Genomic DNA, 26106 nt, shown 5'->3' with positions numbered 1-26106 from the left:
CTGGCCGGCGCCCCCGGGGACGGGCCAGAATCGGGGGCACGTCCACCGACCGGAGCCGCCCATGTCCCTGCGCCTGCGTCCGTCCCTGCTGGCCTGCGCCCTGCTGCTGGCCCCCGCCCTCGCCGGCGCCGAGCCGCCACCCTACCGCGGCATGCAGGAGATCCTGGACGCCGCGCCCGCCGGCGACTGGCGCGAGCTGGACCCGGAGCGGACCCTGTACCTGGAGCTGGAAGCCGGCCGGGTGGTGATCGAGCTGGCCCCCGGCTTCGCCCCGGAGCACGTGGCCAACATCCGCACCCTGGCCGCCGGGGGCTTCTGGGACGGCGCCCACGTCTACCGCGTGCAGGACAACTTCGTGGTCCAGTTCGGCGACGCCCACGCCGACGACCCGGCGCGCGCCAGACCGCTGGGTTCGGCACGCACGAAGCTGCCGGCCGAGTTCGAGCGCGACGCCGCCGGCCTGGACTTCGACGCCCTGCCCGATGCCGACGGCTGGGCGCCCGAGGTCGGCTTCGCCGACGGCTTCCCGGCCGCGCGCGATCCGGCCGCGGGCAAGGCCTGGCTGGCGCACTGCTACGGCATGGTCGGCGCCGCCCGCGACATGGCGCCGGACACCAGCACCGGCGGCGAGCTGTATGTGGTCATCGGCCAGGCGCCGCGCCAGCTGGACCGCAACATCACCCTGGTCGGGCGCGTGGTCCAGGGCATGGAGCTGCTCTCGTCCCTGCCGCGCGGACCGGAACCGATGGGCTTCCTCGAGGACCCGGCGCGCTGGGTGCCGATCCGTGCCGTGCGCCTGGCCGCCAGCGTGCCGGAGGCAGGGCGGGAGCGGCTGCAGCTGCTGCGCACCGGTACGGCCACCTTCCGCGAGCTGGTCGAGTCGCGGCGCAACCGCCGCGACGGCTTCTACGTGCGTCCGGCCGGCCACATCGACCTGTGCAATGTGCCGCTGCCGGTCCGCCGCGCGCCGGACTGACCCCGGCCGGGCGGCCCTCACCCGGCCTTGATGCGGCGCTGGGCAGGCTCGTGCCGCTCCCCGGGAGGAACACGCCATGCCGCAGTTGCGCATCCGCATCATCGGCAGCGAGGACGACCTGCGCGCCGTGGTCGACCTCCTGCAAAGCCTGGAAGGCATCGAACACGTCGAGGAGGTGGCCGACCTGATGCCGCACATGGACGACGAGGATTCCAGTTCGGCCGGCCTGTCCGACGACCTGGGCCCCGGCGTCCACGACATCGAGGTCGAGGCCCCGAACGCGTATACCGCCCGCCGCGTCCGCCAGGCGGTGGAGGAGCTGGCCTGGCGCCTGGGTGTGGTGGCCGAGTTCGAGCACGACGGCCTGTGGGGCGACGGGGACGGGGAGGAGGACGGCAAGGACTGACCGGGGCGGCTATGCTTTGGGGGATTGCCAAACCCTACGGGAGCCGTCCATGCGCCGCACCCTGCTTGCCGCTGCACTGCTCGCCTGCCTGGCCGGTTGCCAGCAGGCCGAATCCCCCAACGCCACCGCCGACGGCGCCACCCGCGCCGAGGCCGTCGACCCGCAGGCCGACGCGCGCTTCGCCGAACTGGCCCAGCGCGCCCTGGAGACCTGGCTGCGGCTGTCGCCGACCTTCGCCACCAGCGTCGGCGACCACCGCTACGACGGCGAGCTGGACGACCTCAGCGCCGAAGGCCGGCAGCGCGCCCTGGAGGCGCGCAAGCAGCTGCTGGCCGAGCTGGACGCGATCGACGTCTCACGCCTGTCGCGCGAGAACCAGGTGGATGCGGCCATCCTGCGCAACCGCCTGGAGGCCGACATCTGGAACGCCGAGGTGCTCCAGTCCTGGGCCTGGGACCCGCTGCTGTACAACAGCCTGGCCGGCGGCTCGATCTACGACCTGATGGCGCGCGAGTTCGCGCCGCTGCCCGACCGCCTGCGCTCGGCCACGGCGCGCATGGAGAAGCTGCCGGCGCTGCTGGCCCAGGCCCGCGCCAACCTCGACCCGGCGCGCGTGCCCAAGGTCCACGCCGAGACCGTGGCCCGGCAGAACCAGGGCATCCGGGCCATCGTCGACTCCTTCATCGTCCCGCACGCCGACCAGCTGCCCGACGACGAGCGCACGCGCCTGGAGGCCGCCGTCGCCCGGCTGCGCGCGGCCGTGGCCGAGCACCAGGCGTGGCTGGACCAGGTGCTGGTGCCCAACGCCGCCGGCGACTTCCGCCTGGGCGCGGAGCTGTACGACCAGAAGCTGAAGTTCTCGCTCAACTCCTCGCTCTCGCGCAGCGAGATCCGCCAGCGCGCCGAGGCCGAGCTGGCGCGCGTGCGCGCGGAGATGTACGCGATCGCCCGCACCGTGCTCGAGGACCGCGCCGACGCGCCGCCGTTGCCGGAGGACCCGGACGAGGCGCAGCGCCAGGCCGCGATCGAGGCGGCCCTGGAGCTGGCCTACGCCGAGCGTCCGGCGCGCGACCAGGTGGTGGAGGCGGCCAGGGCGGCGCTGGAGCAGGCCACCGCGTTCGTCCGCGAGAAGGACCTGGTCACCCTGCCCGACGCGCCGGTGGAGATCATCCTGATGCCGGAGTTCCAGCGCGGCGTGGCGGTGGCCTACTGCGACTCGCCCGGCCCGCTGGACAAGAACCTCAAGACCTTCTACGCGGTCTCGCCCATCCCCGACGACTGGACCGACGCCCAGGTGGATTCGTTCCTGCGCGAATACAACTCGCGCATGATCCACCTGCTGAGCATCCACGAGGGCACCCCGGGCCACTACCTGGAGGGCTGGCACTCGGCACGCCATCCCTCGACCCTGCGCGCGGTGCTGCGCTCGGGCCCGTTCGCCGAGGGTTGGGCGGTATACACCGAGAAGGTGATGGCCGATGCCGGCTACCTGGACAACGACCCGCTGTTCCGCCTGGTGCAGCTGAAGTTCTACCTGCGCACCATCGCCAACGCCATCCTCGACCAGGGCGTGCACGTGGACGGCTGGAGCCGCGAGCAGGCCATGGACCTGATGGTGCGCCAGACCTTCCAGCAGGAGAGCGAGGCGGCCGGCAAATGGGTGCGCGCCCAGCTCAGCTCGGCGCAGCTGCCGACCTACTTCGTCGGCGCGCAGGAGCACTTCGACATGCGCAAGGCGGTGGAGGAGAAGCTGGGCGACCGCTTCGACGCCAAGGCCTACCACGACCGGGTGCTGTCCTACGGCGCCCCGCCGGTGCGCTTCGTACGCCAGCTGATCCTGGACGAGCCGATCCGCTGACGACGCTCCGGCAGGCCGATCCCGCGACGCACGAAGGGCGCCGTCACCACGACGGCGCCCTTTTTCCCCTTCCCGCAGGGGAGTCGGGCCGGGCACCGGCGGCACCGGCCGCCGGCGCCCAACCCCGCCGTTCCACCGCCATCGGTGCGAACGGATGCGCCGCGACCGGAAGCGGCCGCCGCGTCCCTCCGCCCGTCTCCCGCCGGGACCCGGGCCCGGTCTGGAGGACCTACCGCACCGGCCTGAGCACCAGGTCCTGGAAGTCGAAGCTGAAGTCGGTCAGCTCCGAGGCCGCCTCCATCCGCGCCTCGCGCACCTTGCCGTCGGCGTCCAGGTGGAAGGTGACGAAGGCATCGCCGTTGAGCGTGCGCTCGCGCCACTTCACCAGGAAGGTGTCGTGCTGCCAGTGCTGCAGCTCGCCCACCAGCAGCGGACTGCGGGTGAAGCGCATCAGCAGGCGCCCGTTCTCCTGCTTCACCTCGACGTCGCCGTACCAGGCATCGCGGTAGGTCGCGGCGTAGCCAGACAGCGGCAACGAGGGCCTGGAGCGCGCATCGCGCGCGGCCACGCGCCTGGCCCAGGCCTCGTCGGCACGGGCCTTCGACTTCTCCGCCGCCGCGGCGTAGGCGGCCACCCAGTCCACGCGCGCGGCCGGCTGCAGGAAGGCGTCGAGCACGTGCAGGGTGATGGCGTTGAAAGCGCCGCCGGCCTCCTGGTTGGTCAGCACCACCACGCCCAGGTTGCGGCCCGGCACCAGGGTCACGCGCGAGACCATGCCCGGCCAGCCGCCGGTGTGCCAGACCAGCTTCTCGCCGCGGTAGGTGGACAGCATCCAGCCCTCGCCGTAGCCGAGGAAGTCCGGTCTGGACGCGGCCAGCTCCGGCACCGCCGGCTCGGGAATGGGCATGGGCGAGTGCACGGTCCACATGTGCTTCTGCCGCTGCGGCGAGAACAGCCGCTGCTGGCGGCCTTCGGCGTCGGTGTACACGCCGCCGGCCAGCTGCGCGTTCATCCAGCGCGCCATGTCGTGCACGCTGGAGTAGATGCCGCCGGCGCCGGCGGCGTTGTGCCAGGTCAGGGGGAAGGTCGGCCGCAGCGTGGTGAAGTCGGCCTTGGCGTGGCCGGTGGCGACGCGGTCGCCCGGACGCAGGGCGTCGGCGTTGAAGCGCGTCTCCGCCATCCCCAGCGGGTCGAAGAAGCGCTGCTGCAGGAAATCGGCATAACGCTGCCCGGACACGCGCTCGATCAGCAGCGTGGCCGCGGCGTAGAGGATGTTGTCGTAGGCGTAGCGCTCGCGGAAGCTGCTCTTCAGCGGCACGTCCTTCAGCCGGCGCACCACCTCCTCCGTGCTGTAGTCGCTGCCGGGCCAGAACAGCAGGTCGCCGGCGCCCAGGCCCAGGCCGCTGCGGTGGGTCAGCAGGTCGCGCACGCGCATCTCGGCGGTGACGTAGGGATCGGCCATGCGGAACTCCGGCAGGTGGTCGATCACCCGGTCCTCGAGCTTCAGCCTGCCCTCGTCGGCCAGCATGGCCAGCGATGCGGCGGTGAAGGCCTTGGTGTTGGAGGCGATGGCGAACAGGGTGTGGGCGTCCACCGGGTCGGGCCTGCCCAGCTCGCGCACGCCCCAGCCGCCCTCGAACACCACCTGCCCGTCCTTGACCACGGCCACGGCGATGCCGGGCACCTCGAAGCGCTCGCGCGCCGCCTCCACCCACGCGCCCAGCTGCGCCGGATCCAGCGCCGCCGCAGTCTGGGCGGTGGCGGCCGGCGCGGCCGTACCGTCGGCGGACCAGGCCGGGGCATGCGCCAGCACGCCGAAGCCGAGCGCAAGCAGGCAGGAAAGACGCAACGTGGACGGGCGAAGGACCATGGGCGGCATCCGTGATGGGGACCAGCCCCCGATTCTAGGCGCCGCCCCCGCGCCCGCCGCAGTGACGGAAGTCCACCCCGCCCTGCACCGGCCACCACGTCCGGTCCGCTACGATCCCCGCTTTCCCGGACTCCCGCGACCATGCCCGACCTGTTCGACACCCCGCCCGCCGCCCCGTCCCGCATCCACATCGGCATCGGCGGCTGGACCTACGCGCCCTGGCGCGGCGGGGGGTTCTACCCGGAGAAGCTGGTGCAGCGGCGCGAGCTGGAATACGCCAGCCGCCACGTCACCGCCATCGAGATCAACGGCACCTACTACGGCGCGCAGAAGCCGGAGACCTACGCCCGCTGGCGCGACGAGACCCCGCCGGGCTTCGTGTTCACCGCCAAGGCGCCCAGGCGGATCATGGCCAGCCGCCGTCTGTCGTCCACCGGCGCGCAGGTCGAGGACTTCCTGGCCGGCATCGCCACCCTCGGCGATCGGCTGGGTGCGGTGCTGTGGCAGTTCGACCACGGCCAGAGCCCGTCACTGGACGAGCTGGCCGGCTTCCTCGCCCTGCTGCCACCGGAGGTGGACGGGGTGCGCATGCGCCATGCGCTGGAACTGCGCGACGCGGCGCTGTTCACCCTGGCGCTGCCGGCCCTGCTGCGCCGCCACGGCGTCGCCCTGGTGTCGGCCGCTTCCGACGCGCATCCCTCCTTCGGCGACATCACCGCCGACTTCGTGTACGCGCGGGTGATGCAGGCGCGCGCCGGGCTGCCATGCGGCGGCTACACCGAAGCCGAGCTGGACGCCTGGGCGGCGCGTGCCCGCGCCTGGGCCGACGGCCGCGACCCGCCCGACCTGGCCCACGCAGGCCCGCCGCTGCCGCCGGGACCTCCGCGCGAGGTGTTCGTGTTCTTCATCGCCGCGGCCAAGGAGCGCAATCCAGCCGCGGCCATGGCCCTGCTGCGGCGGCTGCAGGCGCCGGCCCCGGCCTGAGGGCCGGTGCCGCGGCCGCGGCGGCATGCGATCATGCGCCGCCATGAGCGCGGCTCCCCTGCACACGCCCGTCCCCCCCCGCCATGCCCTGGCCCTGCTGGCCGTGTACGTGGCGGCCTGGACCGCGCTGGCGGTCAATCCCCGCTACCGCGAGGACTGGGCCCTGGAGAACGTGCTGGTGGTGCTGGCCGTACTGCTGCTGCCGGCGCTGTGGCGGCGCCTGCCGCTGTCCTGGCCGGCCTGCATCGGCCTGTTCGTGTTCGGCCTGCTGCACGCCGTGGGCGCGCATTACACCTACGCCGAGGTCCCCTACGACGCGTTCTTCCGCCAGCACCTCGGCTTCTCGGTGGACGCCCTGTTCGGCTTCACCCGCAACACCTACGACCGCCTGGTGCACTTCAGCTACGGCCTGCTGCTGGCCCCCACCTGCGTGCAGCTGCTCGAGCGCGCGGCCGCCCCGCGCGGGGCCTGGCGCTACGTGCTGCCGGTCAGCTTCATCATGTCCCACGCCCTGCTGTTCGAGCTGTTCGAATGGGCCGCGGCCAGCGTGTTCGGCGGCGACCTCGGCCAGGCCTACCTGGGCACCCAGGGCGACGAGTGGGACGCGCAGAAGGACATGCTGCTGGCCGCCCTCGGCGCCGCGCTCTCGGTCGCGCTGATGGGCCTGGCCGGCTGGCTGGCGCCGCGCCCGGCGCGGCCGTGACGGTGCGCGCAGCCTGCCCGGCCGCCGCCGTGCGATAATGCACCGATGTCCATGACCGACCGCAGCCGCGCGCTCCTGCAGATCCACTTCTGCGTCCTGCTGTGGGGCTTCACCGCCATCCTCGGCAAGCTCATCTCCCTGCCCGCGCTGCCGCTGGTGTGGTGGCGCATGCTGCTGGTGGTGGCCGCGCTGGCGCTGCTGCCGCGGGTCTGGCGCAGCCTGCGCGCCCTGGACGCGCGCCTGGCCACCGGCTATGCCGGTGTGGGCGTGCTGGTGGCACTGCACTGGTTGACCTTCTACGGCGCGATCAAGCTGGCCAACGCCTCGGTGGCGGCCACGTGCATCGCCCTGGCGCCGGTGTTCACCGCGATCATCGAACCGTGGGTGGCGCGGCGCCCGTTCCGCCCGCGCGAGCTGCTGCTGGGCCTGGCGGTGCTGCCGGGCGTGGCGCTGGTGGTCGGCGGCGTGCCGGACGGCATGCGCCTGGGCGTGGCGGTGGGCGCGCTGTCGGCGCTGCTGGTGGCGGTCTTCGGCTCGCTCAACAAGCGCCTGGTGGACCACGCCGACCCGCTGGCGGTCACCGCCCTGGAGCTGGGCACCGGCGTGCTGGCGCTGACCGCGCTGGCGCCGTTGATGCCGCTGCTGGTGCCGGCCTTCGCCGGCAACCTGCTGGCGGTGCCGGGCCTGCGCGACGGCGTGCTGCTGGTGCTGCTGGCCCTGGCCTGCACCCTGCTGCCCTTCGCCCTGGCCCTGGTGGCCCTGCGCCGGCTCAGCGCCTACACCGTGCAGCTGGCCACCAACCTGGAGCCGGTGTACGCCATCGCCCTGGCCATGCTGCTGCTGGGCGAGCAGCACGAGCTGAGCCTGCAGTTCTACCTGGGCGTGTGCATCGTGCTGGCGGCGGTGTTCCTAGCCCCGCTGCTGGAACGCCGCCGCGGCGCCGCGGCGGGCGGCGCGGGGCCCCTGGGCGCGGCCGGCTCCGGGCGCGTGCCGGACTGATCCGGGCTCAGCCCCCCGGCGGCGCGCCGTCGGCGTCCGCCACCCGGTCGCGGCCGGCGCGCTTGGCCCGGTACATGGCCTCGTCCGCGCGCCGCAGCAGGGTCCTGGCATCCTCGCCATCCTCCAGCGAGGCCAGACCGATGCTGGCGGTGACCCGCAGCCCGGCCACGCCCAGGGCCGCGGTGGCGGCGGTGACCCGGCCGCGCAGGGTCTCCATGCGCTCGCGCGCGGCCTGGCCCGCCACGCCCGGCAGCAGCACCAGGAACTCCTCGCCGCCCATGCGGATCACATCGGCGGCGTCACGCACCGAGGCAGCCAGCGCACGCGCCACCGCCACCAGCACGCGGTCGCCGGTCTCGTGGCCGTGCACGTCGTTGATGGACTTGAACAGGTCGATGTCCACGAAGCCCACGCTCAGCGGCATGCCGGTGGCCAGGGCCTCGGCCACGCGCCCCTCCAGGCGGCGCAGGCCGGCACGGCGGTTGGTCAGGCCGGTGAGCGCGTCGGTGGCGGCCAGCAGCTGCATCTCCTCGCGCCGCCGGCGCAACCGGCCCAGGCGCTGGTTCAGCGCGTAGGCGCTGACGATCAGGAACCAGGTGATGGCCAGCTGCATGGCCTCGACCCGGTATTCGATCAGCAGCAGGTTGCCGGTGCGGTCCAGCGCCGCCATCACCAGGAACGGCAGCACCGCGGCGATGCCGGCCAGCGCCCCCATCCAGCCCTGCCACAGCATGTGCAGGCCCAGCGCCAGGATGACCAGGCAGGCCAGTGCGAAGGCCTCGTCCACGCCGCCGATGACCACCGCCAGCGCCGGCAGCGGCAGCCACACGGCCGCGGCCAGCCCCGCCAGCCAGAACACGGCCACGCCCACGCTCAGGCCCCGGCGCGAGCGCGGCCAGCGGCGCGCGCCGCCGACCAGCAGCCACATCACCAGGGACGCCAGCGACAGGCCGATGCAGGACAGCGCGGCCACCCAGCGCCACTCGTTGTCGCCGATCGGCAGCCACGGCTCCGGGTAGCCGGCCAGGCCGCTGAGCACCGCCTGCCACAGGATGGTCCCCACGCACAGCACGGTGTAGCCGAGGAACACGCTGTCGCGCGCGCTCAGGAAGCCCATCAGCGCGGTCACCGCCAGCGCCAGGGCCACCGCCAGGCAGGCGGTGCGCACCAGCAGGCGCGCGGTGTCGATCTGCTGCACCGGACTGGGCGCGCCGATGCGCACGGTGGGGATCCAGCCGGTCTTCAGCGGCTGCGCCCAGGCCACCCGCACCGGCTCGGTGTCTCCGGCCCGGGGTACCAGCACCATGCCCACGCCGGCACGGAAGCGGGAGTCGCGCGTGCGCGCGTCGTGCATGCGGCCGCATACCTGGCGGTCGCCGTAGTGGACCATCACCTCGCCGGCGAACACGTTGAACACGTTGACCGCCTGCGGCACGCCGGACCAGCCGCCCGGCGGAGGCGGCAGCTCGATGTGGCGGTCCAGCGCAGCCAGCGCCGCGGCGTCGCAGGTGCGGCCGGGGAACGGGTCGGAAGCCGGGGCACCGGAGACGATGTAGTCCGGGCCGCGGGTGCGCACGGGCGCGCCGGCGAAGGCGACGTCGGCCAGCAGCCACGCCAGGGCCAGCAGGCACCACGCCAGGCCCCGGCGGACGCCGCCGTGGCCGTTGACGCGTTCCTTGCAGGTTCGTCGCATGGGTCCCCCTGCGGCCATTCTAGTGCCGCTCCGTCCATCCGGGACGGACGCGCGGTCCGGGGAGGTCCGGACACGCGCGGCGCGGCGCCGGCCTGGGGCCCAGAATACCCGGGGGCTCAGCCATGCGGTCGCGGCCTGCCCTTGCGGTGGGGGCGCAGGGTGCGACCCGGACCCGGGCGCGGGAACCGGCGGGCACCGCCCTCTTCCCCGATCCGCCCGTTCCAGCGCTGGATGCGCAGCTGGCAGCCGACCACCCAGGTCTTCTGCAGGTGGGCCAGGATCTCCGCCGGCATCCCGGCCGGCAGGTCCAGCAGCGAGTGGTCGTCGTGGATGTCGATGCGGCCGATGTGGCGGCTTTCCAGCCCGGCCTCGTTGGCGATGGCGCCGACGATGTTGCCGGGGCGCACGCCGTGGAAGCGGCCGACCTCGATGCGGTAGGTCTCCATGCCCGGCTCCGGCTGCGGGCGCGCCTCGCGCGCGCCGCGCGGCGGGCGCGAGGGGCGCGGCGCGGGCCTTTCGCCGTCACGGCCGGGCCGCGGACCGCGCGCCTCGCGCACTGGATGCTCGCGCGGCGGCTCCCCGGCCGCCTCCAGCAGCAGCGGCACGTCGCCTTGCAGCAGCCGCGCCAGGGCGGCGGCCACGTCCTCGGCGGCCACCTCGTGCTCGGCCACGTAACGCTGCACCAGGGTGCGGTACTCGTCCAGGCCGCCGGCCTCCAGGGCGCCGGCGATGCGCTCGAAGAAGCGCGCCACGCGGCGATCGTTGACCGCCTGCACGGTCGGCAGGCGCATCTCCTCGATCGGCTGCCGGGTGGCGCGCTCGATCGCGCGCAGCATGCCCTTCTCACGCGGGGTGACGAATAGGATCGCCTCGCCGCTGCGCCCAGCGCGGCCGGTGCGGCCGATGCGGTGGACGTAGCTCTCGGTGTCGTACGGGATGTCGTAGTTGAGGACGTGGCTGATGCGCTCCACGTCCAGGCCGCGCGCGGCCACGTCGGTGGCCACCAGCACGTCCAGGCGGCCGTCCTTGAGCTGCTGGATGGTGCGCTCGCGCTGCTGCTGCTGCATGTCGCCGTTGATCGCCGCGGCGGCCACGCCGCGCGCCTGCAGCTTGTTGGCCAGCTCCTCGGTGGCGGCCTTGGTGCGCGCGAACACGATCATCGCGTCGAACGGCTCGGCCTCGAGGATGCGGGTCAGCGCGTCGAGCTTGTGCACGCCGCTGACGAACCAGTAGCGCTGGCGGATGTTGGCCGAAGTGGTGGTCCTGGCCGCGATGGTCACCTCGGCCGGGTCGCGCAGGTAGGTCTGGGCGATGCGCCGCACCGGCGCCGGCATGGTCGCCGAGAACAGCGCCACCTGGCGCTGCGGCGGGGTCTTCTGCAGCACGGCATCGACGTCGTCGATGAAGCCCATGCGCAGCATCTCGTCGGCCTCGTCCAGCACCAGCGCGCGCAGGGCCGACAGGTCCAGCGAGCCGCGCTCGAGGTGGTCGATGATCCGGCCCGGGGTGCCGACCACCACGTGCACGCCGCGGCGCAGCGCATGCAGCTGCGGGCCGTAGCCCTGGCCGCCGTAGATCGGCAGCACCTGGAAGCCGGGCATCTTCGCCGCGTAGCGCTGGAAGGCCTCGGCCACCTGGATGGCCAGCTCGCGGGTCGGAGCCAGCACCAGCGCCTGCGGGCGGGCCCGCTCCAGCTCGAGCCTGGCCAGGATCGGCAGGGCGAAGGCCGCGGTCTTGCCGGTGCCGGTCTGGGCGGTGCCCAGCACGTCGCGGCCGGACAGCAGCGCCGGGATGGTGGCGGCCTGGATCGGCGACGGGGCCTCGTAGCCGACCCCGGCCAAGGCCGTGAGCAAAGGCGCGGGCAAGCCGAGATCGCCGAAGCCCGGCGCGGCGGTGGTTTCCTGGTGGGGGGCGGACATCGGACTCCGGGGGCACACGCCCGGAGGCGCGGCGGACACTTGGCTTGAAACCGCCATTGTGCCGCCCCCGCCGCCGCCTGTCGCGTGCGGGCCGGACACCGCCTCGGCGGGCGTTCAGCCGGGTTCAGTCGCCGCCGCCGGCGCCCTCGTTCCCGGCCGGCGCCTGCGCCGCCACCTCGGCGCCGGCCGGCAGCGCGGACGCATCGCCGGTGGCGGTGTCCGCGGGCTCCTCGGCCGCCATCCGCTCCAGCACGTTGAACTCGGCCAGCGGGCTCTCGGACGGGCACTCGTCGTCCGGGAAGCCAAGCGCGCGGCGCAGCTCCAGGCCGCAGGCGTTGCGCGCGTACACCGCCGAGGCGCCGCGGCAACGCTCCTCGAAGGCGCGCACCCAGCGGTCGCGGCGGCGCATGAAGTCGTCCCCGCACTTGGCCAGCAGGCGCACCCGGTCCAGGTCGTCCTGGGCGGCGTTGTTGCCGTCCAGGCCGTAGGCGGCCAGCTCGTCGGCGGTCAGCAGGCGCAGGCTGCGGTTGGGCACGGTCTTCATCACGTCGGCCAGCAGCGGCGAGGCGCCGTTGCGCTCCAGGTAGGCCCGTACCGTGGCGTAGACCGCCTGCAGCTCGGTGTTCAGCTCCTGGCGGCTGGTGGCGGTGGAACTGAGGCGGATGATGCGGTGGATGCCCACCCGTCCGGCCAGCACGCGGTTGTCGCCACCGGCCAGCACGAACACGCAGGCGCTGTGGCAGACCGAGTCCTCGCGCACCCACAGCGTCCAACGGTGGCCGCCGATCCAGTCGCCGGCGCGGATCGCGTCCTCCACCTGGCCGCCGGTGGAGTCCAGGTCCAGCACGCGGTGGCGGATGTCCAGCGTCTCGGCCATGCGCGTGACCCGCTCCACCAGCGCGGTGAAGTCGGCGGCGATCTTGCCGCTGTAGCGCAACCGCACCACCTGGCCCTCGCGGCACGGCTCCATCAGCGCCTGCAGGGTGTCCCGGCCCAGGTCCGGCAGGGCCTGACCGTCGCCCTCGCGGTAGTCCAGCCCGCAGCCGAGCCAGGCGCGCCCGGAGGCCAGCTCCAGCGGCGACCAGTCCGGCTCCGGCTCGGGCGCCGGTTCCGGCGCCGGCGGCGGTACGGGCGCGGCCGCTTCCTCCGGCATCGGGTCGCGGCTGACCGCGCCGCCCTCCTCGGGCGACTGCACGGTCTGCGTCTCCACCGCCGCCCCCCCGCCGGACGGGCGCAGGCACGCGGCCAGCGTCACCAGCACCGCGACCAGCAGCAGGAGGACGGGCAGGAGGCGGCGCGGCGGCAGTGCGGGCACAGGGCGTGGTTCCGGCGTGAAGAAACCCCAGTCTAGGCGGTGCCGTGGCCGCCAACGCAACCGGTCATGAATGCCACGCCGTATGGTTCAGCGCAGCAGCGGCGCCAGCACCATCAGCAGCCCAGCCACGGACACAGCCCAGGCCAGCGAACGCAGGTACGGGATGCCGGCCAGGTACAACGGCACGTACACCACCCGCGCCCAGAAGTAGAGCTGCGCGCCCAGCGCGGTCCAGGCATCGCCCCGTTCCGCAGCCACCACGCCCAGCGCGGCGGCGGCGAAGAACGGGAAGGTCTCCAGCAGGTTGCGCATGGCCCGCTCGGCGCGCCCGGCGACCGCCGGCACCGGCCCCGGCGGCTGGTCGCGCGGGCCGGCATTCCACGCCAGGCCGCGGTGCCGGGTGGCCAGCGCGGTGGCCAGCACCAGCTGCAGCAGCCCCAGCACCACCGTCCAGGCCAGATATTGGATTTCGATCGCCATGGGCATTGCTCCATCGGGGGACCGCACCCGAGGGTACTACCACGGCGTGATGACGCAGCCGCTGCGCCACCTCCGGAAGTCTCAACCGCGGCTTGGACGAATTGTTAGCTCCCTAAGCCGGCAGCTACCCGCTGCGATATGGCTTTATCAATAAGCAGACGAACCGTGTGCTCAACGTTCTTAAAGCGAATGCGCTGCATGAACTCCAGAGGCCCAAGCTTCACGAAGAGCTTTCCGAAGACTTCATCGGCAAAACTACTCGAGACCAGAGGAACCTGCGAAAAATCAATCTCGATAGCTTGGCCTGGGCACATCCGCACCAAATTGTAGAGCTTGTTTTGAACTGGTGTGCCCGCCACTCGGCTGCCAAAGGACGATGCTTCATCGATCATCTTTAGCTGAAGAAGATCGGATCCGTGGCTTTCGTAGCGCGTTTCAATGTAGTCAACAGGAGTGTACGACTTTCCCGAGAAATTCAAGGCGTCTTTGAGCAGGTCTGGATCAGTGAAGTTGATCTTCGCGATGACGAGCGTGCCGTGGACGGGCACCTTTTGGTCCCTGATTTCAAGGCCGTATGGGCCCGGGCGATAGAGGAGGCGTGCATGACCGGATTCGATCTGGAACGCGCCGCCGCTGTGGCAACAGATCTGATAGCTGCCATATAGGCCGTTGCCTTGGCCGACAGACTTGTCGCGCGTCACGCCCTCGCGAATTGCCCGATCTAGTGCATCTGTGTCAGAGCCGGTGAACCCTCCGGACCGTAATGTTGCCGGAATGCCAAGCCCTGCATCCGCGATGGTTAGTTCAATCACCTTCGAAGTTCGCTTGAAGCTGGAGACCTGCACCAGACCTCCAATTGGCGACTCAGAGTGAACAATCACGTTGTCGGTGAGTTCGTTGACCGCCCACTCCAGCGCCGCGAAGTTCTCACGCCGAATGTCCGGAATGCCGCCGAGGATGGCGTTCACAATTCGATTTACCGCATCATTTTGCTCGGCCGGCGATTCGAAGCGCGTCGCGGGAATTTGAGTGTGACCGCGAAACCTAGAGGCGTTGTAGCGCCGCGGCTCGATGAGGTTCGCCCAGTTCGCATTTACGAATAGGCGGGCTAGGGCTTCTCGCTTGGGAAGAATGAGCTGTGCATCGACTTGCTGGCCTCGCAACCGCAAAATTTCTGCGCAAAGTGCTAGCATCGGCCCTGGATAGGTTTCGACGCACTCCGAAAAGTCCAGAACAACATCGCTGTACCCATGGTCGTTGACTGCGTGGTGCAGGCACACTAAGGGATGATGTAGGTCAGCATCTCGGTACTGACCTTGGAACCGAATAGTGTTGCCTTCGCGAATGACCGTCATAGGGAGCTAACACCTGAGTTAAGCCGCGCCGCGAAGCGGCGTCGGCTTGGGCGAATTGTTAGACCAACTATTTCGTCTTCTTGGGTTTCCCCGGGTTCTTGTGCGGCACGGCCTTGTGGACCTCCCGGATCTTTTTGTCTAGTTCCTCAAAGGCTGTGCGAGCGCCGTCCTTCTTGCCCTGAGTGTAGACCGCCTCAAGAACCTGCGAGAGACGAACGCCGTGATAAAGCGTCATGTCCTCCGTAATCTCATCGAGGGCGCGGGACACTCGCGGACTCGCGTAAACGGCAACATGCCCCGACTGCACGGGGATCAAGTTCTTCTGGTTTCTCGGCGCGCCCTTGGCTTTCGCTGGAGCCGCCGTCGTTCCCGACGTAGACGCAGACTTCGTAGGCTTCTTGGATCGAGTTGCCATGACACCTCCCATGTTGGTCTAACACCTGAGTTAAGCCGCGCCGCGAAGCGGCGTCGGCTTGAACGAATTGTTAGCTCTCACCTGAGCCTCAACCCAGCGCTGAAAAGTATGAGCACGATGCCCATAATACCGGCCGCGAATGCTAGCCAACCCAGCACGGTGGAGGGTCGCTCAGTGAGTTTTGTTGGTGTCAGCGGATCGAATACTCCCGAGAAGAAAGCCAGGAACACCATGCCTGCGGTGAGGAGCACCATCGGAGCATCGGGCTGCTTCCGCCCAAGACCAAAGACAACAGCTGCGAATCCAAGCATGACCACGAATCTGCCGACGCTGAAACGTGAGCTGGGCACTTTTTCCTGCATAGACCTGAGGTCCTTCCTGTGAGAGCTAACTACCAGTAGACCCCAAGGCGGGGCGTAGCACCGAGCCTACGGCTCGGCCCTGACGCCGTCAATTGGCAAAGTCCTATGCGGATCAGGCATTTGCCTGATGGGAACGTGGTCGAACGCGGGGCACGCTAGCCGTTTCGACGGCAAGGAGGCCCCGATATGTCTTATGACGGCGAGCTCGCCGCGATAACAGGGGGCGTAGCACCCCGTGGGGCACCCCGGTTACTGGACCAGGTTCGCGGGCGGTTGCGTCTGAAGCACTACAGCCTGCGCACCGAACAGGCGTACCTGTACTGGATTCGCCGGTATATCCGGGCGTGGCTGCCGCGGCATCCGGCGGAACTGGACGGATCGGCGGTGGAGGCGTTTCTCACCGGCCTGGCCACGCGCGACCAGGTCGCCGCCAGTACCCAGAACCAGGCGCTGGCCGCCCTGCTCTTCCTCTACCGGGAGGTATTGGGGATCGAGCTGCCGTGGATGGAGAATGTCGTCCGGGCGAAGCGTGCGCGGCGGCTGCCGGTGGTGCTGTCGCGGGCGCAGGTGGCGCGGCTGCTGGAGCGGCTGTCGGGCCGTGAGGCGCTGATGGCCGGGCTGCTCTACGGCAGCGGGTTGCGGCTGATGGAGTGCACGCGGCTGCGGGTCAAAGACGTGGACCTGGAGCGCAACGAGCTGACCATCCGCGATGGCAAGGGCGGCAAGGACCGGATGACGGTGCTCCCGGGCGCGCTGCGCGAGGCGCTGCTGCGCCAGCTGGCGGAGGTGCGCCTGCTGCACGCGCGCGACCTGGCCTGCGGACTGGGCCGGGTGCACCTGCCGCACGCGCTGGCACGCAAGTATCCCAACGCGGCCGCGGAGCCGGGATGGCGGTACGTGTTCCCGGCCACGCGCATTTCGGTCGACCCGCGCGACGGGGTGAGGCGGCGCCACCATATCGACGAGAAGGTGCTGCAGTCGGCGGTGCGCCGGGCGGCGCGCGAGGCCGGCTTCGACAAGCCGGTCACCCCGCACACCCTGCGCCATTGTTTCGCCACGCACCTGCTGGAGTCCGGCGCCGACATCCGCACAGTGCAGGAGCTGCTGGGCCACAAGGACGTGGCCACCACCCAGATCTACACGCACGTGCTCAACCGCGGCGCGCTCGGTGTGCTCAGTCCGCTGGACCGTTGACGGCCCTGCCCGCGCGTGCCCTGCCGCCGGATACGCGCCAATGTCTGCCACCGGGCCTCGACTGGAAATCACTGGCAGTCGACTGATTTCCATGCGCGCGCGTATCGAAATCACTAGGACGCCGGTGATCTCCATTCACCGTCGTATGGAAATCGCTGGCGCGCCAGTCTTGATCACTGGTCGCCGTATGGAAACCGCTCGGCGTCCAGTGATTTCCATTCATCCGCGTATGGAAACTGCTCGACGGCCACTGATTTCCATTCGTCCGCGTATCGAAATCGCTCGCGCGCCAGCGATTGCCACTCATCGCCGGGTGGGAATCACGCAATCAACCGTTTCCGGCCTCTACCCGGCCGGCTGCCCCCCAGGTCGAGGCTGCCCCGCACCACCGTCCCGCGTCCCGCCACGCCAGAAGCGCCATGGCGTGTGCCGGCTGCCGGGAGGTAAAGGAGGAGGTGCTGGCCCGCGAGGGCCAGGACCGGGGGCGGGACGGCAGCAGGCCACACGCCAGGGCGCCCCCGGCGACCGCCGCCGTGCCTTGACCTCAGTCCCTCAGTCCCTCCGGCATTCCGGGCAATTCGGCAACCTGGCGACCCACTGAAGCGACGGGAACGACCGGCAGGGCCGTACCCGCCGCCACCCGGGGCGCCGGGCGCCCCTACCGCCCCACCATCGGCAGCTGCAGCCCCTGCTCCTTCGCGCAGTCCTGGGCGATCTCGTAGCCCGCGTCCGCGTGACGCATCACCCCGGTGCCGGGATCGTTCCAAAGCACGCGCTCGATGCGGCGGTCGGCGGCCTCGCTGCCGTCGCAGACGATCACCACGCCGGAGTGCTGGGAATAGCCCATGCCCACGCCGCCGCCGTGGTGCAGGCTGACCCAGGTGGCGCCTCCGGCAACGTTGAGCATGGCGTTGAGCAGCGGCCAGTCGCTGACCGCGTCGCTGCCGTCGCGCATGGCCTCGGTCTCGCGGTTGGGGCTGGCGACGCTGCCACTGTCCAGATGATCGCGGCCGATCACCACCGGGGCCTTGAGCTCGCCCTTGCGCACCATCTCGTTGAAGGCCAGGCCCAGGCGGTGGCGCTGGCCCAGGCCGACCCAGCAGATGCGCGCCGGCAGGCCCTGGAAGCGGATGCGCTCGGCGGCCATGTCCAGCCAGCGGTGCAGGTGGGGGTCGTCCGGGATCAGTTCCTTCACCTTGGCATCGGTCCTGGCGATGTCCTCCGGATCGCCGCTCAGGGCCACCCAGCGGAACGGGCCGATGCCGCGGCAGAACAGCGGACGCACGTAGGCGGGAACGAAGCCGGGGAAGTCGAAGGCGTCCTTGCAGCCGGCATCGAAGGCCATCTGCCGGATGTTGTTGCCGTAGTCGAACACCGGCACGCCCATGCGGTGGAAGGCCAGCATCGCTTCCACGTGCACGCGCATGGACTTCATGGCCAGGTCGCGCACGCGCTCGGGCACGACCTCCTGTTCCTCCTCCCACTCGGCCACGGTCAGGCCCTGCGGCAGGTAGCCGCGCAGCGGGTCGTGCGCCGAGGTCTGGTCGGTGACCGCGTCCGGGCGCACGCCGCGGCGCACCAGCTCCGGCAGGACGTCGGCGGCGTTGCCCAGCAGGGCGATCGAGCGGGCCTGGCCGGCCTTGGTGTAGCGCCCGATGCGCTCCAGCGCGTCGTCCAGGTCGGTGGCCTGCTCGTCCAGGTAGCCGGTACGCAGGCGGAAGTCGATGCGGCTTTGCCGGCACTCGACCACCAGGCAGCTGGCCCCGGCCATGGTCGCCGCCAGCGGCTGCGCCCCGCCCATGCCACCCAGGCCGGCGGTGAGGATCCACCTGCCGGTCAGGTCGCCGCCGTAGTGCTGGCGGCCCATCTCCACGAAAGTCTCGTAGGTGCCCTGGACGATGCCCTGCGAGCCGATGTAGATCCACGAGCCGGCCGTCATCTGGCCGTACATCATCAGGCCCTTGCGGTCCAGCTCGTTGAAGTGCTCCCAGGTGGCCCAGTACGGCACCAGGTTGGAGTTGGCGATCAGCACCCGCGGCGCGTCCGGATGGGTCGGGAACACGCCCACCGGCTTGCCGGACTGCACCAGCAGGGTCTGGTCGTCGCGCAGCTCGCGCAGGGTGGCGAGGATGGCGTCGAAGCATTCCCAGTCGCGCGCGGCGCGGCCGATGCCGCCGTACACCACCAGCCGCGCCGGATCCTCGGCCACCTCCGGATCCAGGTTGTTCTGGATCATGCGGTAGGCGGCCTCGGTCAGCCAGGAACGGCAATGCAGGGTGGTGCCGCGCGGGGCGCGGACGACGCGGGACGGATCATGGCGCGGATCGGTCATGCCGGCGGGGCCTGAAGACGGGGGATTGCCGCGATTATCGCCCCACCCTGCCTGCCACCGCTTGCCGCTGCGCCGCAGCACGGTCCGCGGATCCGGGCGGCGGCACCCCGGCTACGGCGGCGGCCCCCGGGCACGCTCGCGCTCCAGCGCCTCGCGCTCGCGTTCGTAGGCCTGGCGACGCTGCTCGAATTCCTGCCGCAGGTGCTCGGACTCGGCCAGCGACGGGGCGGCCGCGCGCAGGCGCTCGGTGCGCTGGCGGTCGGCCTCCAGCCGGCGGCGGGTGGCCTCGATCGCCTGGGCGTAGCGCTGGTCCGCCGCGCGGTCGGTGGCGGACTTCTGCGCCCGCTGCGCCGCCTCGATGGCGGGGCGCTGGCGCTGGTAGGCCGCGGCCGGGTCGTTGGACGGCGGAGTGGCCTGGCTGCCGTAGCGGTTGGGCTGCACCGACGGCTGCGCCTGCGCCCAGGCCGGCACCGGAACGGCCGCCAGCAGCCCCCACAGCAGGAACGCCTTGCGGTTCACGGTCTGGCTCCGGTGTGGGCGACTCCCTCCTTGTACCACCGCCCGCCATGCCCGGGCCGCCGGGCCGTCCCGGGTTTCAGGCACCCGTCAGCCCCGCCGCCACGCCGGAGTGGAATCCGCCCGTGCCGTCAAGGCCATGCATTCGTCATCGGACTCTGCCAAGCTCACCTGATTTTTGGTCCTTCCGTTCCCGTGATGGTTCCGCGACTGCATCGACTGCTCGGCTTCCTCCTGCTGCTGCTCCTCGCCGCCTGCTCGGCCTCCGGCGGCGTGCGCGCGCAGTGGATGCGCCCTTCGTATCCCTCGCTGACCTTCCCCAACCACTACACCCTGGTCACCGGCCTGCGCCCGGACCGCCACGGCATCATCCACAACACCATGTGGGACCCGGAGCTGGGCGAGTTCAGGCTGAACCTGCGCGAGGCGGTGGGCGACGGCCGCTGGTGGGGTGGCGAGCCGGCGTGGGTGGGCGCGCACAAGGCCGGCCTGCGCACCGCCACCATGTTCTGGCCCGGCGCCGAGGCCGAGATCGCCGGCGTGCGCCCGGACCGCTGGCGGGTGTTCGACCAGTCCATGCCCTCGCTGGCGCGCGCCGCGCAGGGGCTGGCCTGGCTGTCGGAGCCGCCGGCCACGCGCCCGCACCTGGTGACCCTGTACTTCGACATCACTGACACCGCCGCGCACTACTACGGCCCGCACTCGGAGCAGGCCCGCCAGGCCCTGCGCGAGGCCGACGCCGCCTTCGGCCACCTGCTGCAGGGGCTGGAGGAGCAGGGCCTGCTCGGGCGCATCAACATCATCGTGGTCTCCGACCACGGCATGGCCGAGGTGCCGGCCGCGCAGGTGATGGCCGTGGAGGACATCGTCGACCCGGCGCGGGCGAAGGTGGTCAGCGTCGGCCAGGTGCTGGGCATCGCGCCCCTGCCCGGCCACGAGGCGGAGGTGGAGCAGCGCCTGCTGGGCGCGCATCCGCAGTACGACTGCTGGCGCCGGACCGAGCTGCCGGCGCGCTGGCGGTTCGGCCGCCATCCGCGCGTGCCGCCGATCGTGTGCCAGATGCACGAGGGCTGGGACGCGCTGCCGCGCGAGTACGTCGCGCGCCGCGCCGCCGAGCCGGTGCGCGGCTCGCACGGCTACGATCCGGCACTGCCGTCCATGGGCGCGCTGTTCATCGCCGCCGGCCCGGCCTTCCGCCAGGGCGAGGTGCTGCCGCCGTTCGACAACGTGGACGTGTACCCGCTGCTGGCGCACCTGCTGGGCTTCGTCCCGGCGGACAACGACGGCAACCTGGAGAACCTGCGTCCGGCGCTGCAGGCGCCGTGACCGTGGCGGCGGCCACGCGCCGCCGCACGCCATCCCCGCGGGCAGGCCACAGGGCCTGCCCGTTTGCTTTGCGCCCTCAGCGCGCGTCGATGGCCTGGCGCAGCGGCGCCACGAAGGCGCGCGCGCGCGCGGCCGCCTCGTCGGCGCCGGCGGCGTCGGCCAGCGCCGCCACCAGCGCGCTGCCGACCACCACGCCGTCGGCATCGGCGGCCATGGCCGCGGCGCTGGCCGCGTCCTTGATGCCGAAGCCGGCCACCACCGGCACCCTGGCTTCCGCGCGCAGCGCCTGCAGGCGGCGCGAGGCGGCGCCGGCGTCCAGGCGGTCGGCGCCGGTCACGCCGGCGTAGCTGACGTAGTACAGGTAGCCCTGGGCATTGGCGCAGAGCATGGCCGCGCGCGCGGCGGTGGTGGTCGGCGCGGCCAGCATCACCAGGGCCAGGCCGGCGGCCTCGAACGGGACACGGAAGCCGGCGGCCTCCTCGGGTGGCAGGTCCACCAGCAGCACCCCGTCCACGCCCGCCGCCACGGCCTGGGTGGCGAAGGCGTCCGCGCCGCGGATCTCCACCGGGTTGAGGTAGCCCATCAGCACCACCGGCGTGGCGGCATCGCGCTCGCGGAAGCGGCGCACGCAGTCGAGCACGTAGGCCAGGCCGGCACCGCGTGCCAGCGCGCGCTCGGAGCTGCGCTGGATCACCGGACCGTCGGCCATGGGGTCGGAGAACGGCACGCCCAGTTCGATGATGTCGGCGCCGGCCTCCACCAGCGCGTGCATCACCGGCACGGTGGCCTCCAGCGAAGGGTCGCCGGCGGTGACGAAGGGGATCAGGGCCTTGCGCCCGGCGGCGCGCAGGCGCGCGAAGGTGGTGTCGATGCGGCTCATGGTCGGATGCGTCGTCGCGGTGGCGCGTGGCGGGATGGGCCTCACAGGGCGATGCCCTCGCGCGCGGCGATGGTGTGCACGTCCTTGTCGCCGCGGCCGGAGAGGTTGCACAGCACCAGCGCGTCCTTCGGCAGTTCGCGCGCCAGCTTGATCGCCTGGGCCACGGCGTGGCTGGACTCCAGCGCCGGCAGGATGCCCTCGGTGCGGGTCAGGCGGTGGAAGGCCTCCAGCGCCTCCCCGTCGGTCACGCCCACGTACTCGGCGCGGCCGGTGTCCTTGAGGAACGCATGCTCCGGGCCCACGCCCGGATAGTCCAGGCCAGCGGAGATGGAATGGGTCTCGATGATCTGGCCGTCGTCGTCGCACAGCACATAGGTGCGGTTGCCGTGCAGCACGCCGACCCGGCCGGCCGAGAGCGAGGCCGCGTGGCGGCCGCTGTCCACGCCGTCGCCCGCCGCCTCGGCGCCGACGATGCGCACCTGGCGGTCGTTGAGGAAGGCATGGAACAGGCCCATGGCGTTGCTGCCGCCGCCGACGCAGGCGGTGACCACGTCCGGCAGACGGCCGTACTCGGCCAGCATCTGCGCCCTGGCCTCGCGTCCGACCACGGCGTTGAAGTCGCGCACCATGCGCGGGTACGGGTCCGGGCCGGCGACGGTGCCGATGATGTAGAAGGTGTCGGCGACGTTGGTCACCCAGTCGCGCATGGCCTCGTTGAGCGCGTCCTTGAGCGTGGCCGAACCGGAGGTCACCGGCACCACGGTCGCGCCCAGCAGCTGCATGCGGTAGACGTTGATCTTCTGCCGCTCGATGTCGGTGGCGCCCATGTAGACCACGCACTCCAGCCCCAGGCGCGTGGCCACGGTGGCGGTGGCCACGCCGTGCTGGCCGGCGCCGGTCTCGGCGATGATCCGCTTCTTGCCCATGCGTGCGGCCAGCAGGGCCTGGCCGATGGTGTTGTTGATCTTGTGCGCGCCGGTGTGGTTCAGGTCCTCGCGCTTGAGCAGGATCTGCGCCCCGCCGACCTCGCGGCTCAGGCGCTCGGCGTGGTAGATCGGGCTGGGCCGGCCCACGTAGTGCTTCAGGTCGCGCTCGAAGGCGGCGATGAACTCCGGATCCTGGCGCGCGGCGTCGTAGGCGGCCGCCAGCTCCTCCAGCGGCCCGATCAGGGTCTCGGCCACGAAACGCCCCCCGTGCCGGCCGAAATGGCCCTGGGCATCGGGATAGGCGTGGAAGTCCTGGACGGGGGAAGCGGTCATGGGCGTGCGCGGGCAGGCGGAACGGGGTCTTGACCGTAGCGCACGCGTGCGCCGCTGAAAAGTGATAAAGTCTCGGCAATCCGTCAGTAAAACTCACATGTCACGGGACCTGCCGCCGCTCAACGCCCTGCGTGCCTTCGAGGCCGCCGCGCGGCTGGGCAGCCTGGCCGCGGCGGCGGCCGAGCTGTACGTCACCCACGGTGCGGTCAGCCGCCACATCAAGGCGCTGGAGGCGGAGCTGGGCACGGCGCTGTTCCAGCGCCAGGGCCGCGGCCTGGCCCTGACCCCGGCCGGGCACCGCCTGCACGAGGCTGCGGCCGCCGCGTTCGAGCCGCTGCGCCGGGCCTGGGCCGGCCTGCGCGGCGCCGGCGAGACCCCGCTGGTGCTGGGCTGCCCCGGCAGCCTGCTGGCGCGCTGGATGATCCCGCGCCTGGAGCGGCTGAAGGCCGATCTGCCGGGCCTGCGCCTGCACCTGGCCGCCAGCGAGGGCACGCCCGATGCGGCCCTCACCGGCCTGGACGCGGCGCTGCTGATCGGCACCCCGCCGTGGCCGCCGGGCTGGCAGGTGCACCGGCTGGGAGACGAGCGCATCGGCCCGGTGGTCAGCCCGCGCCATCCGGCCCATGCGCGCCTGGCCGGCGCCGGCCCGGAAGCGCTGCTGGACGAGCCGCTGCTGCACACCGCCTCGCGCCCCGGCGCCTGGCCGGAGTGGGCGCGCCGCAACGGCCTGGATCCGGCCGCGCTGCGCCTGGGCACCGGCTTCGAGCATCTGTACTACCTGCTGGAGGCCGCGGCCGCCGGCCTGGGCGTGGCCATCGCGCCGCAGGAGCTGGTGCAGGCCGACCTGGACAGCGGGCGCCTGGCCGCGCCATGGGGCTTCGTCGAGACCGGCGGCGAATGGGCGCTGTGCACCCGCCGCGGCGACACCGGCCCGCGCGTGGCGGCACTGGCCCAGTGGCTGCGCCGGGAGCTGCACGCCTGACCCGTGCGCCCGCGGCGGCGCCTGCCGCCGGGTGGCCTGGAACCGCCTTCCGGCACACCGGGGACGGAACACCGCTTTCTCGCGCCCTCCCTGCACCGCCTCCGGGTACACGCCGCACGTGCGCTCATGCCATCGCCATCCCCGGCTCCGGTGCCTGGCGGTTGCGCACCGCCTCGTAGATGCGCCCGCCGTGCAGCACCAGCACCCGATCCGCGCTGGCGATGGTTTCCGGGCGGTGGGCCACGATCACCCTGGTCAGCCGCAGCGCCTTGACCGCCTCGTTGACCAGGCGCTCGCTGGCCACGTCCAGGTGGCTGGTGGCCTCGTCCAGGAACAGCAGCTTCGGTTGCCGGTACAGCGCGCGGGCCAGGACCAGCCGCTGCTTCTGCCCGCCGGAGAGCGAGCTGCCCATGTCGCCGACCAGGCTGTGGTAGCCCATCGGCATGGCCAGGATCTCGTCGTGGATCGCAGCCTGGCGCGCGGCGGCCTCGACCCGCTCCGGATCGGCGTGCGGGTCGAAGAAGCTGATGTTGTCGGCGATGCTGCCGGCGAACAGCAGGTCATCCTGCATCGCCGCACCGACGATGGCGCGCACGTTGCGCGGCCCGGCCTGGTGCAGGTCGCAGCCGCCGATGCGGATGCGCCCCTCGCTCGGCTTCAGCAGCCCCGGCAGCAGCTTGACCAGGGTGGTCTTGCCGCACCCCGAGGCGCCGGTGATGGCCACCGACTCGCCCGGCTCGATGGTGAACGAGCAGTCCCGCAGCACCCAGGGCTCGCCCTCCGCGTAGCGGAACGACAGTCCTTCCACCTCGATCCGCGCCTGGTCCGGCGGCGGCAGCCGGGCCGGCACCGGGTCCTCCTCCGGCTCGGCCAGGACGATGTCGGCCAGGCGCTCGCCGTGCAGGCGCAGCATGCGGAACTCCACCCAGCGGTCGATCAGCGCCGCCATCCGCGTGGCGAACTGGTCCTTGTAGGCCAGGTAGGCCACCAGCATGCCCACCGAGAACCCGTTGCGCAGCGCCAGCAGTGCGCCGATCCAGACCACCGCGATGCGCTCGAGGCCGAACACCAGCTGGCTGGCGGCGCTGAAGGCCAGGCCCATGCGCGCCAGGCGCACGTCGTGGTTGACCGTCTCCACCATCAGGTTGGCGTAGGCGGCATGGCGCTGCGCTTCCGCGCCGGCCACCTTCAGGCTCTGCATGCCCCGCAGCGACTCCAGCAGGCAGCTCTCCTGCCGGGCGGCCGCGACCAGGCGCCGTTCGGTGCGGTCCCGCACCGGGCGCCAGGCCAGGGCGCGGATGCCCAGGTACAGCGCCACGGCCAGCAGCGTCACCAGCGCCAGCCTCCAGCTGTAGGCCAGCATCAGCCCCAGGGTCACCACCGCCATCAGGCCGTCGATGACCGCCTCGACGAAGCTGGTGGTGAGGGTGCGCTGGACCTCCTGCACCGAGCCCATGCGCGAGGTGATGTCGCCCAGGTGGCGTTTCTCGAAGAAGTCCAGCGGCAGCCTGAGCAGGTGGGCGAACACGTTCCCGGTCCATTGCAGGCCCAGGTGGCTGGACAGGTACACCACCGACCAGCCGCGCAGCAGGCCGATGGCCACCTGCAGCAGCAGCGCCAGGCCGAAGCCCAGGCCGACCACCGCCAGCAGGTCGCGGTCGGCCGAGACCAGCACCTGGTCCACGACCCACTGCAGCAGGAACGGGGCCAGCACCACGAACACCTGCAGCGCCGCCGACAGCAGCACGATCTGCGCCAGCGCCGGCCACAGGCCCCGCACCGGCCCGGTCAGCTGGCGCAGGCGGACCGCCGGCGGCGCGGCCTGCGGCCGGAACCCGGCCGTGGGCTCCAGCTCCAGGGCCACGCCGGTGAAGTGGCGGGAGACCTCGGCCAGGGGCAGCCTGCGCTCGCCGACGGCCGGGTCGAGGATGGTCGCCCGCGACCGCCCCACCCGGGCCAGCACGACGAAGTGGTCCAGGTCCCAGTGCAGGATGCAGGGCAGGCGCAGCTGCCGCAGGTGCTCCATCTCCAGGCGCAGCGGTCGCGGCGCGAAGCCGAGCTGCTGCGCGATCCGGATCAGCTGGCCGAGCGTGGCGCCCTTGAGCGACAGCGGGAAACGCCGGCGCATCTCCACCAGGCCGATGTGCATGCCGTGCGCCTGCGCGACCATCGCCAGCGCGGCCAGGCCGCCCTCGGCCGCCTCGGACTGCAGTATGGCCCGGGTCCTCGACCATGGCAGATCCATCCGCCCTTGCCTCCCCGCTTCCCTGCCGACAGCGCCG

General features: G+C 71.9%; 22 protein-coding genes. 9 read left to right on the top strand and 13 right to left on the bottom strand.

All coding sequences use genetic code 11. The annotated features are described in order from the left end of the window. The first annotated feature begins 61 nt into the window (after window positions 1-61). From CR938_RS03350 to CR938_RS03340, 3 genes are all read left to right on the top strand, one after another. Window positions 62-976, top strand: coding sequence for a peptidylprolyl isomerase (locus tag CR938_RS03350; RefSeq protein WP_211365163.1), 915 nt, complete (start codon window positions 62-64; stop codon window positions 974-976). A gap of 76 nt (window positions 977-1052) precedes the next feature. Further along, window positions 1053-1382, top strand: a complete 330-nt coding sequence (locus CR938_RS03345) for a hypothetical protein (RefSeq protein ID WP_162123658.1) — start codon at window positions 1053-1055, stop codon at window positions 1380-1382. Window positions 1383-1431: 49 nt separating this feature from the next. Continuing rightward, the gene (locus CR938_RS03340; RefSeq protein WP_162123657.1) at window positions 1432-3240 is read left to right on the top strand and encodes a DUF885 domain-containing protein; all 1809 of its coding nucleotides are present in this window, start codon (window positions 1432-1434) and stop codon (window positions 3238-3240) included. 229 nt (window positions 3241-3469) lie between these two features. Here the strand turns inward: CR938_RS03340 and CR938_RS03335 are convergent, their stop codons facing one another. Then, the gene (locus tag CR938_RS03335; RefSeq protein ID WP_162123656.1) at window positions 3470-5110 is read right to left on the bottom strand and encodes a serine hydrolase; all 1641 of its coding nucleotides are present in this window, start codon (window positions 5108-5110) and stop codon (window positions 3470-3472) included. Window positions 5111-5251: 141 nt separating this feature from the next. On the opposite strand from CR938_RS03335, the gene CR938_RS03330 reads away from it, so the two are divergent. Genes CR938_RS03330 through CR938_RS03320 form a run of 3 tightly spaced genes read left to right on the top strand, consistent with a single transcriptional unit; the run spans window position 5252 to window position 7796 of the window. Then, window positions 5252-6094: a DUF72 domain-containing protein gene (locus tag CR938_RS03330; protein ID WP_162123655.1), complete on the top strand. Its 843-nt coding sequence runs from the start codon at window positions 5252-5254 to the stop codon at window positions 6092-6094. A 43-nt stretch (window positions 6095-6137) separates the two neighbouring features. Continuing rightward, window positions 6138-6797 (top strand): DUF2238 domain-containing protein, encoded by a 660-nt coding sequence (locus CR938_RS03325; RefSeq protein ID WP_162123654.1) that lies wholly within the window; start codon window positions 6138-6140, stop codon window positions 6795-6797. A 45-nt stretch (window positions 6798-6842) separates the two neighbouring features. After that, window positions 6843-7796, top strand: a complete 954-nt coding sequence (locus CR938_RS03320; protein WP_425502416.1) for a DMT family transporter — start codon at window positions 6843-6845, stop codon at window positions 7794-7796. 7 nt (window positions 7797-7803) lie between these two features. Here CR938_RS03320 and CR938_RS03315 read toward each other — a convergent pair whose 3' ends face one another. From CR938_RS03315 to CR938_RS03285, 7 genes are all read right to left on the bottom strand, one after another. After that, window positions 7804-9489 carry a GGDEF domain-containing protein gene (locus CR938_RS03315; RefSeq protein WP_162123653.1) on the bottom strand — a complete coding sequence of 562 codons (1686 nt, stop codon included), beginning with the start codon at window positions 9487-9489 and terminating at the stop codon, window positions 7804-7806. 116 nt (window positions 9490-9605) lie between these two features. After that, on the bottom strand, window positions 9606-11408 hold the full coding sequence (locus CR938_RS03310) for a DEAD/DEAH box helicase (RefSeq protein ID WP_162123652.1): 1803 nt from the start codon (window positions 11406-11408) through the stop codon (window positions 9606-9608). Window positions 11409-11532: 124 nt separating this feature from the next. Then, the gene (locus tag CR938_RS03305) at window positions 11533-12723 is read right to left on the bottom strand and encodes a COG3904 family protein (RefSeq protein WP_246190951.1); all 1191 of its coding nucleotides are present in this window, start codon (window positions 12721-12723) and stop codon (window positions 11533-11535) included. An 87-nt stretch (window positions 12724-12810) separates the two neighbouring features. Continuing rightward, window positions 12811-13203 (bottom strand): MAPEG family protein, encoded by a 393-nt coding sequence (locus CR938_RS03300; RefSeq protein ID WP_162123651.1) that lies wholly within the window; start codon window positions 13201-13203, stop codon window positions 12811-12813. A 104-nt stretch (window positions 13204-13307) separates the two neighbouring features. After that, window positions 13308-14558 (bottom strand): STAS-like domain-containing protein, encoded by a 1251-nt coding sequence (locus tag CR938_RS03295; protein ID WP_162123650.1) that lies wholly within the window; start codon window positions 14556-14558, stop codon window positions 13308-13310. A gap of 67 nt (window positions 14559-14625) precedes the next feature. After that, window positions 14626-14826 carry a hypothetical protein gene (locus tag CR938_RS03290; RefSeq protein ID WP_028914764.1) on the bottom strand — a complete coding sequence of 67 codons (201 nt, stop codon included), beginning with the start codon at window positions 14824-14826 and terminating at the stop codon, window positions 14626-14628. A gap of 224 nt (window positions 14827-15050) precedes the next feature. After that, window positions 15051-15335: a hypothetical protein gene (locus tag CR938_RS03285; RefSeq protein ID WP_162123649.1), complete on the bottom strand. Its 285-nt coding sequence runs from the start codon at window positions 15333-15335 to the stop codon at window positions 15051-15053. Between the two features lie 186 nt (window positions 15336-15521). On the opposite strand from CR938_RS03285, the gene CR938_RS03280 reads away from it, so the two are divergent. After that, the gene (locus CR938_RS03280) at window positions 15522-16529 is read left to right on the top strand and encodes an integron integrase (RefSeq protein ID WP_162123648.1); all 1008 of its coding nucleotides are present in this window, start codon (window positions 15522-15524) and stop codon (window positions 16527-16529) included. Window positions 16530-17187: 658 nt separating this feature from the next. Here CR938_RS03280 and hutU read toward each other — a convergent pair. Both hutU and CR938_RS03270 read right to left on the bottom strand, forming a co-directional pair. Further along, window positions 17188-18861 (bottom strand): urocanate hydratase, encoded by a 1674-nt coding sequence (gene hutU / locus CR938_RS03275; RefSeq protein WP_162123647.1) that lies wholly within the window; start codon window positions 18859-18861, stop codon window positions 17188-17190. Window positions 18862-18972: 111 nt separating this feature from the next. Further along, the gene (locus tag CR938_RS03270) at window positions 18973-19380 is read right to left on the bottom strand and encodes a hypothetical protein (RefSeq protein WP_162123646.1); all 408 of its coding nucleotides are present in this window, start codon (window positions 19378-19380) and stop codon (window positions 18973-18975) included. A 195-nt stretch (window positions 19381-19575) separates the two neighbouring features. Between CR938_RS03270 and CR938_RS03265 the strand changes: the two genes are divergently transcribed. Continuing rightward, window positions 19576-20703, top strand: a complete 1128-nt coding sequence (locus CR938_RS03265) for an alkaline phosphatase family protein (protein WP_162123645.1) — start codon at window positions 19576-19578, stop codon at window positions 20701-20703. A 76-nt stretch (window positions 20704-20779) separates the two neighbouring features. Here CR938_RS03265 and trpA read toward each other — a convergent pair whose 3' ends face one another. Next, on the bottom strand, window positions 20780-21583 hold the full coding sequence (gene trpA, locus CR938_RS03260; protein ID WP_162123644.1) for a tryptophan synthase subunit alpha: 804 nt from the start codon (window positions 21581-21583) through the stop codon (window positions 20780-20782). A 41-nt stretch (window positions 21584-21624) separates the two neighbouring features. Next, window positions 21625-22842 carry a tryptophan synthase subunit beta gene (gene trpB, locus CR938_RS03255; RefSeq protein WP_162123643.1) on the bottom strand — a complete coding sequence of 406 codons (1218 nt, stop codon included), beginning with the start codon at window positions 22840-22842 and terminating at the stop codon, window positions 21625-21627. 97 nt (window positions 22843-22939) lie between these two features. On the opposite strand from trpB, the gene CR938_RS03250 reads away from it, so the two are divergent. Next, entirely contained in the window at window positions 22940-23824 is an 885-nt protein-coding gene (locus CR938_RS03250; protein ID WP_162123642.1) for a LysR family transcriptional regulator, read from the top strand. 124 nt (window positions 23825-23948) lie between these two features. Here the strand turns inward: CR938_RS03250 and CR938_RS03245 are convergent, their stop codons facing one another. Next, window positions 23949-26069: a peptidase domain-containing ABC transporter gene (locus tag CR938_RS03245; RefSeq protein ID WP_162123641.1), complete on the bottom strand. Its 2121-nt coding sequence runs from the start codon at window positions 26067-26069 to the stop codon at window positions 23949-23951. Between the last annotated feature and the right edge of the window lie 37 nt (window positions 26070-26106).

The organism is Pseudoxanthomonas taiwanensis, assembly GCF_010093135.1.
Taxonomy (GTDB): Bacteria; Pseudomonadota; Gammaproteobacteria; order Xanthomonadales; family Xanthomonadaceae; genus Pseudoxanthomonas; species Pseudoxanthomonas taiwanensis.
The sequence above is the reverse complement of the archived record's forward strand: the minus strand, read 5'-3'. Positions and strand labels throughout refer to the sequence as shown.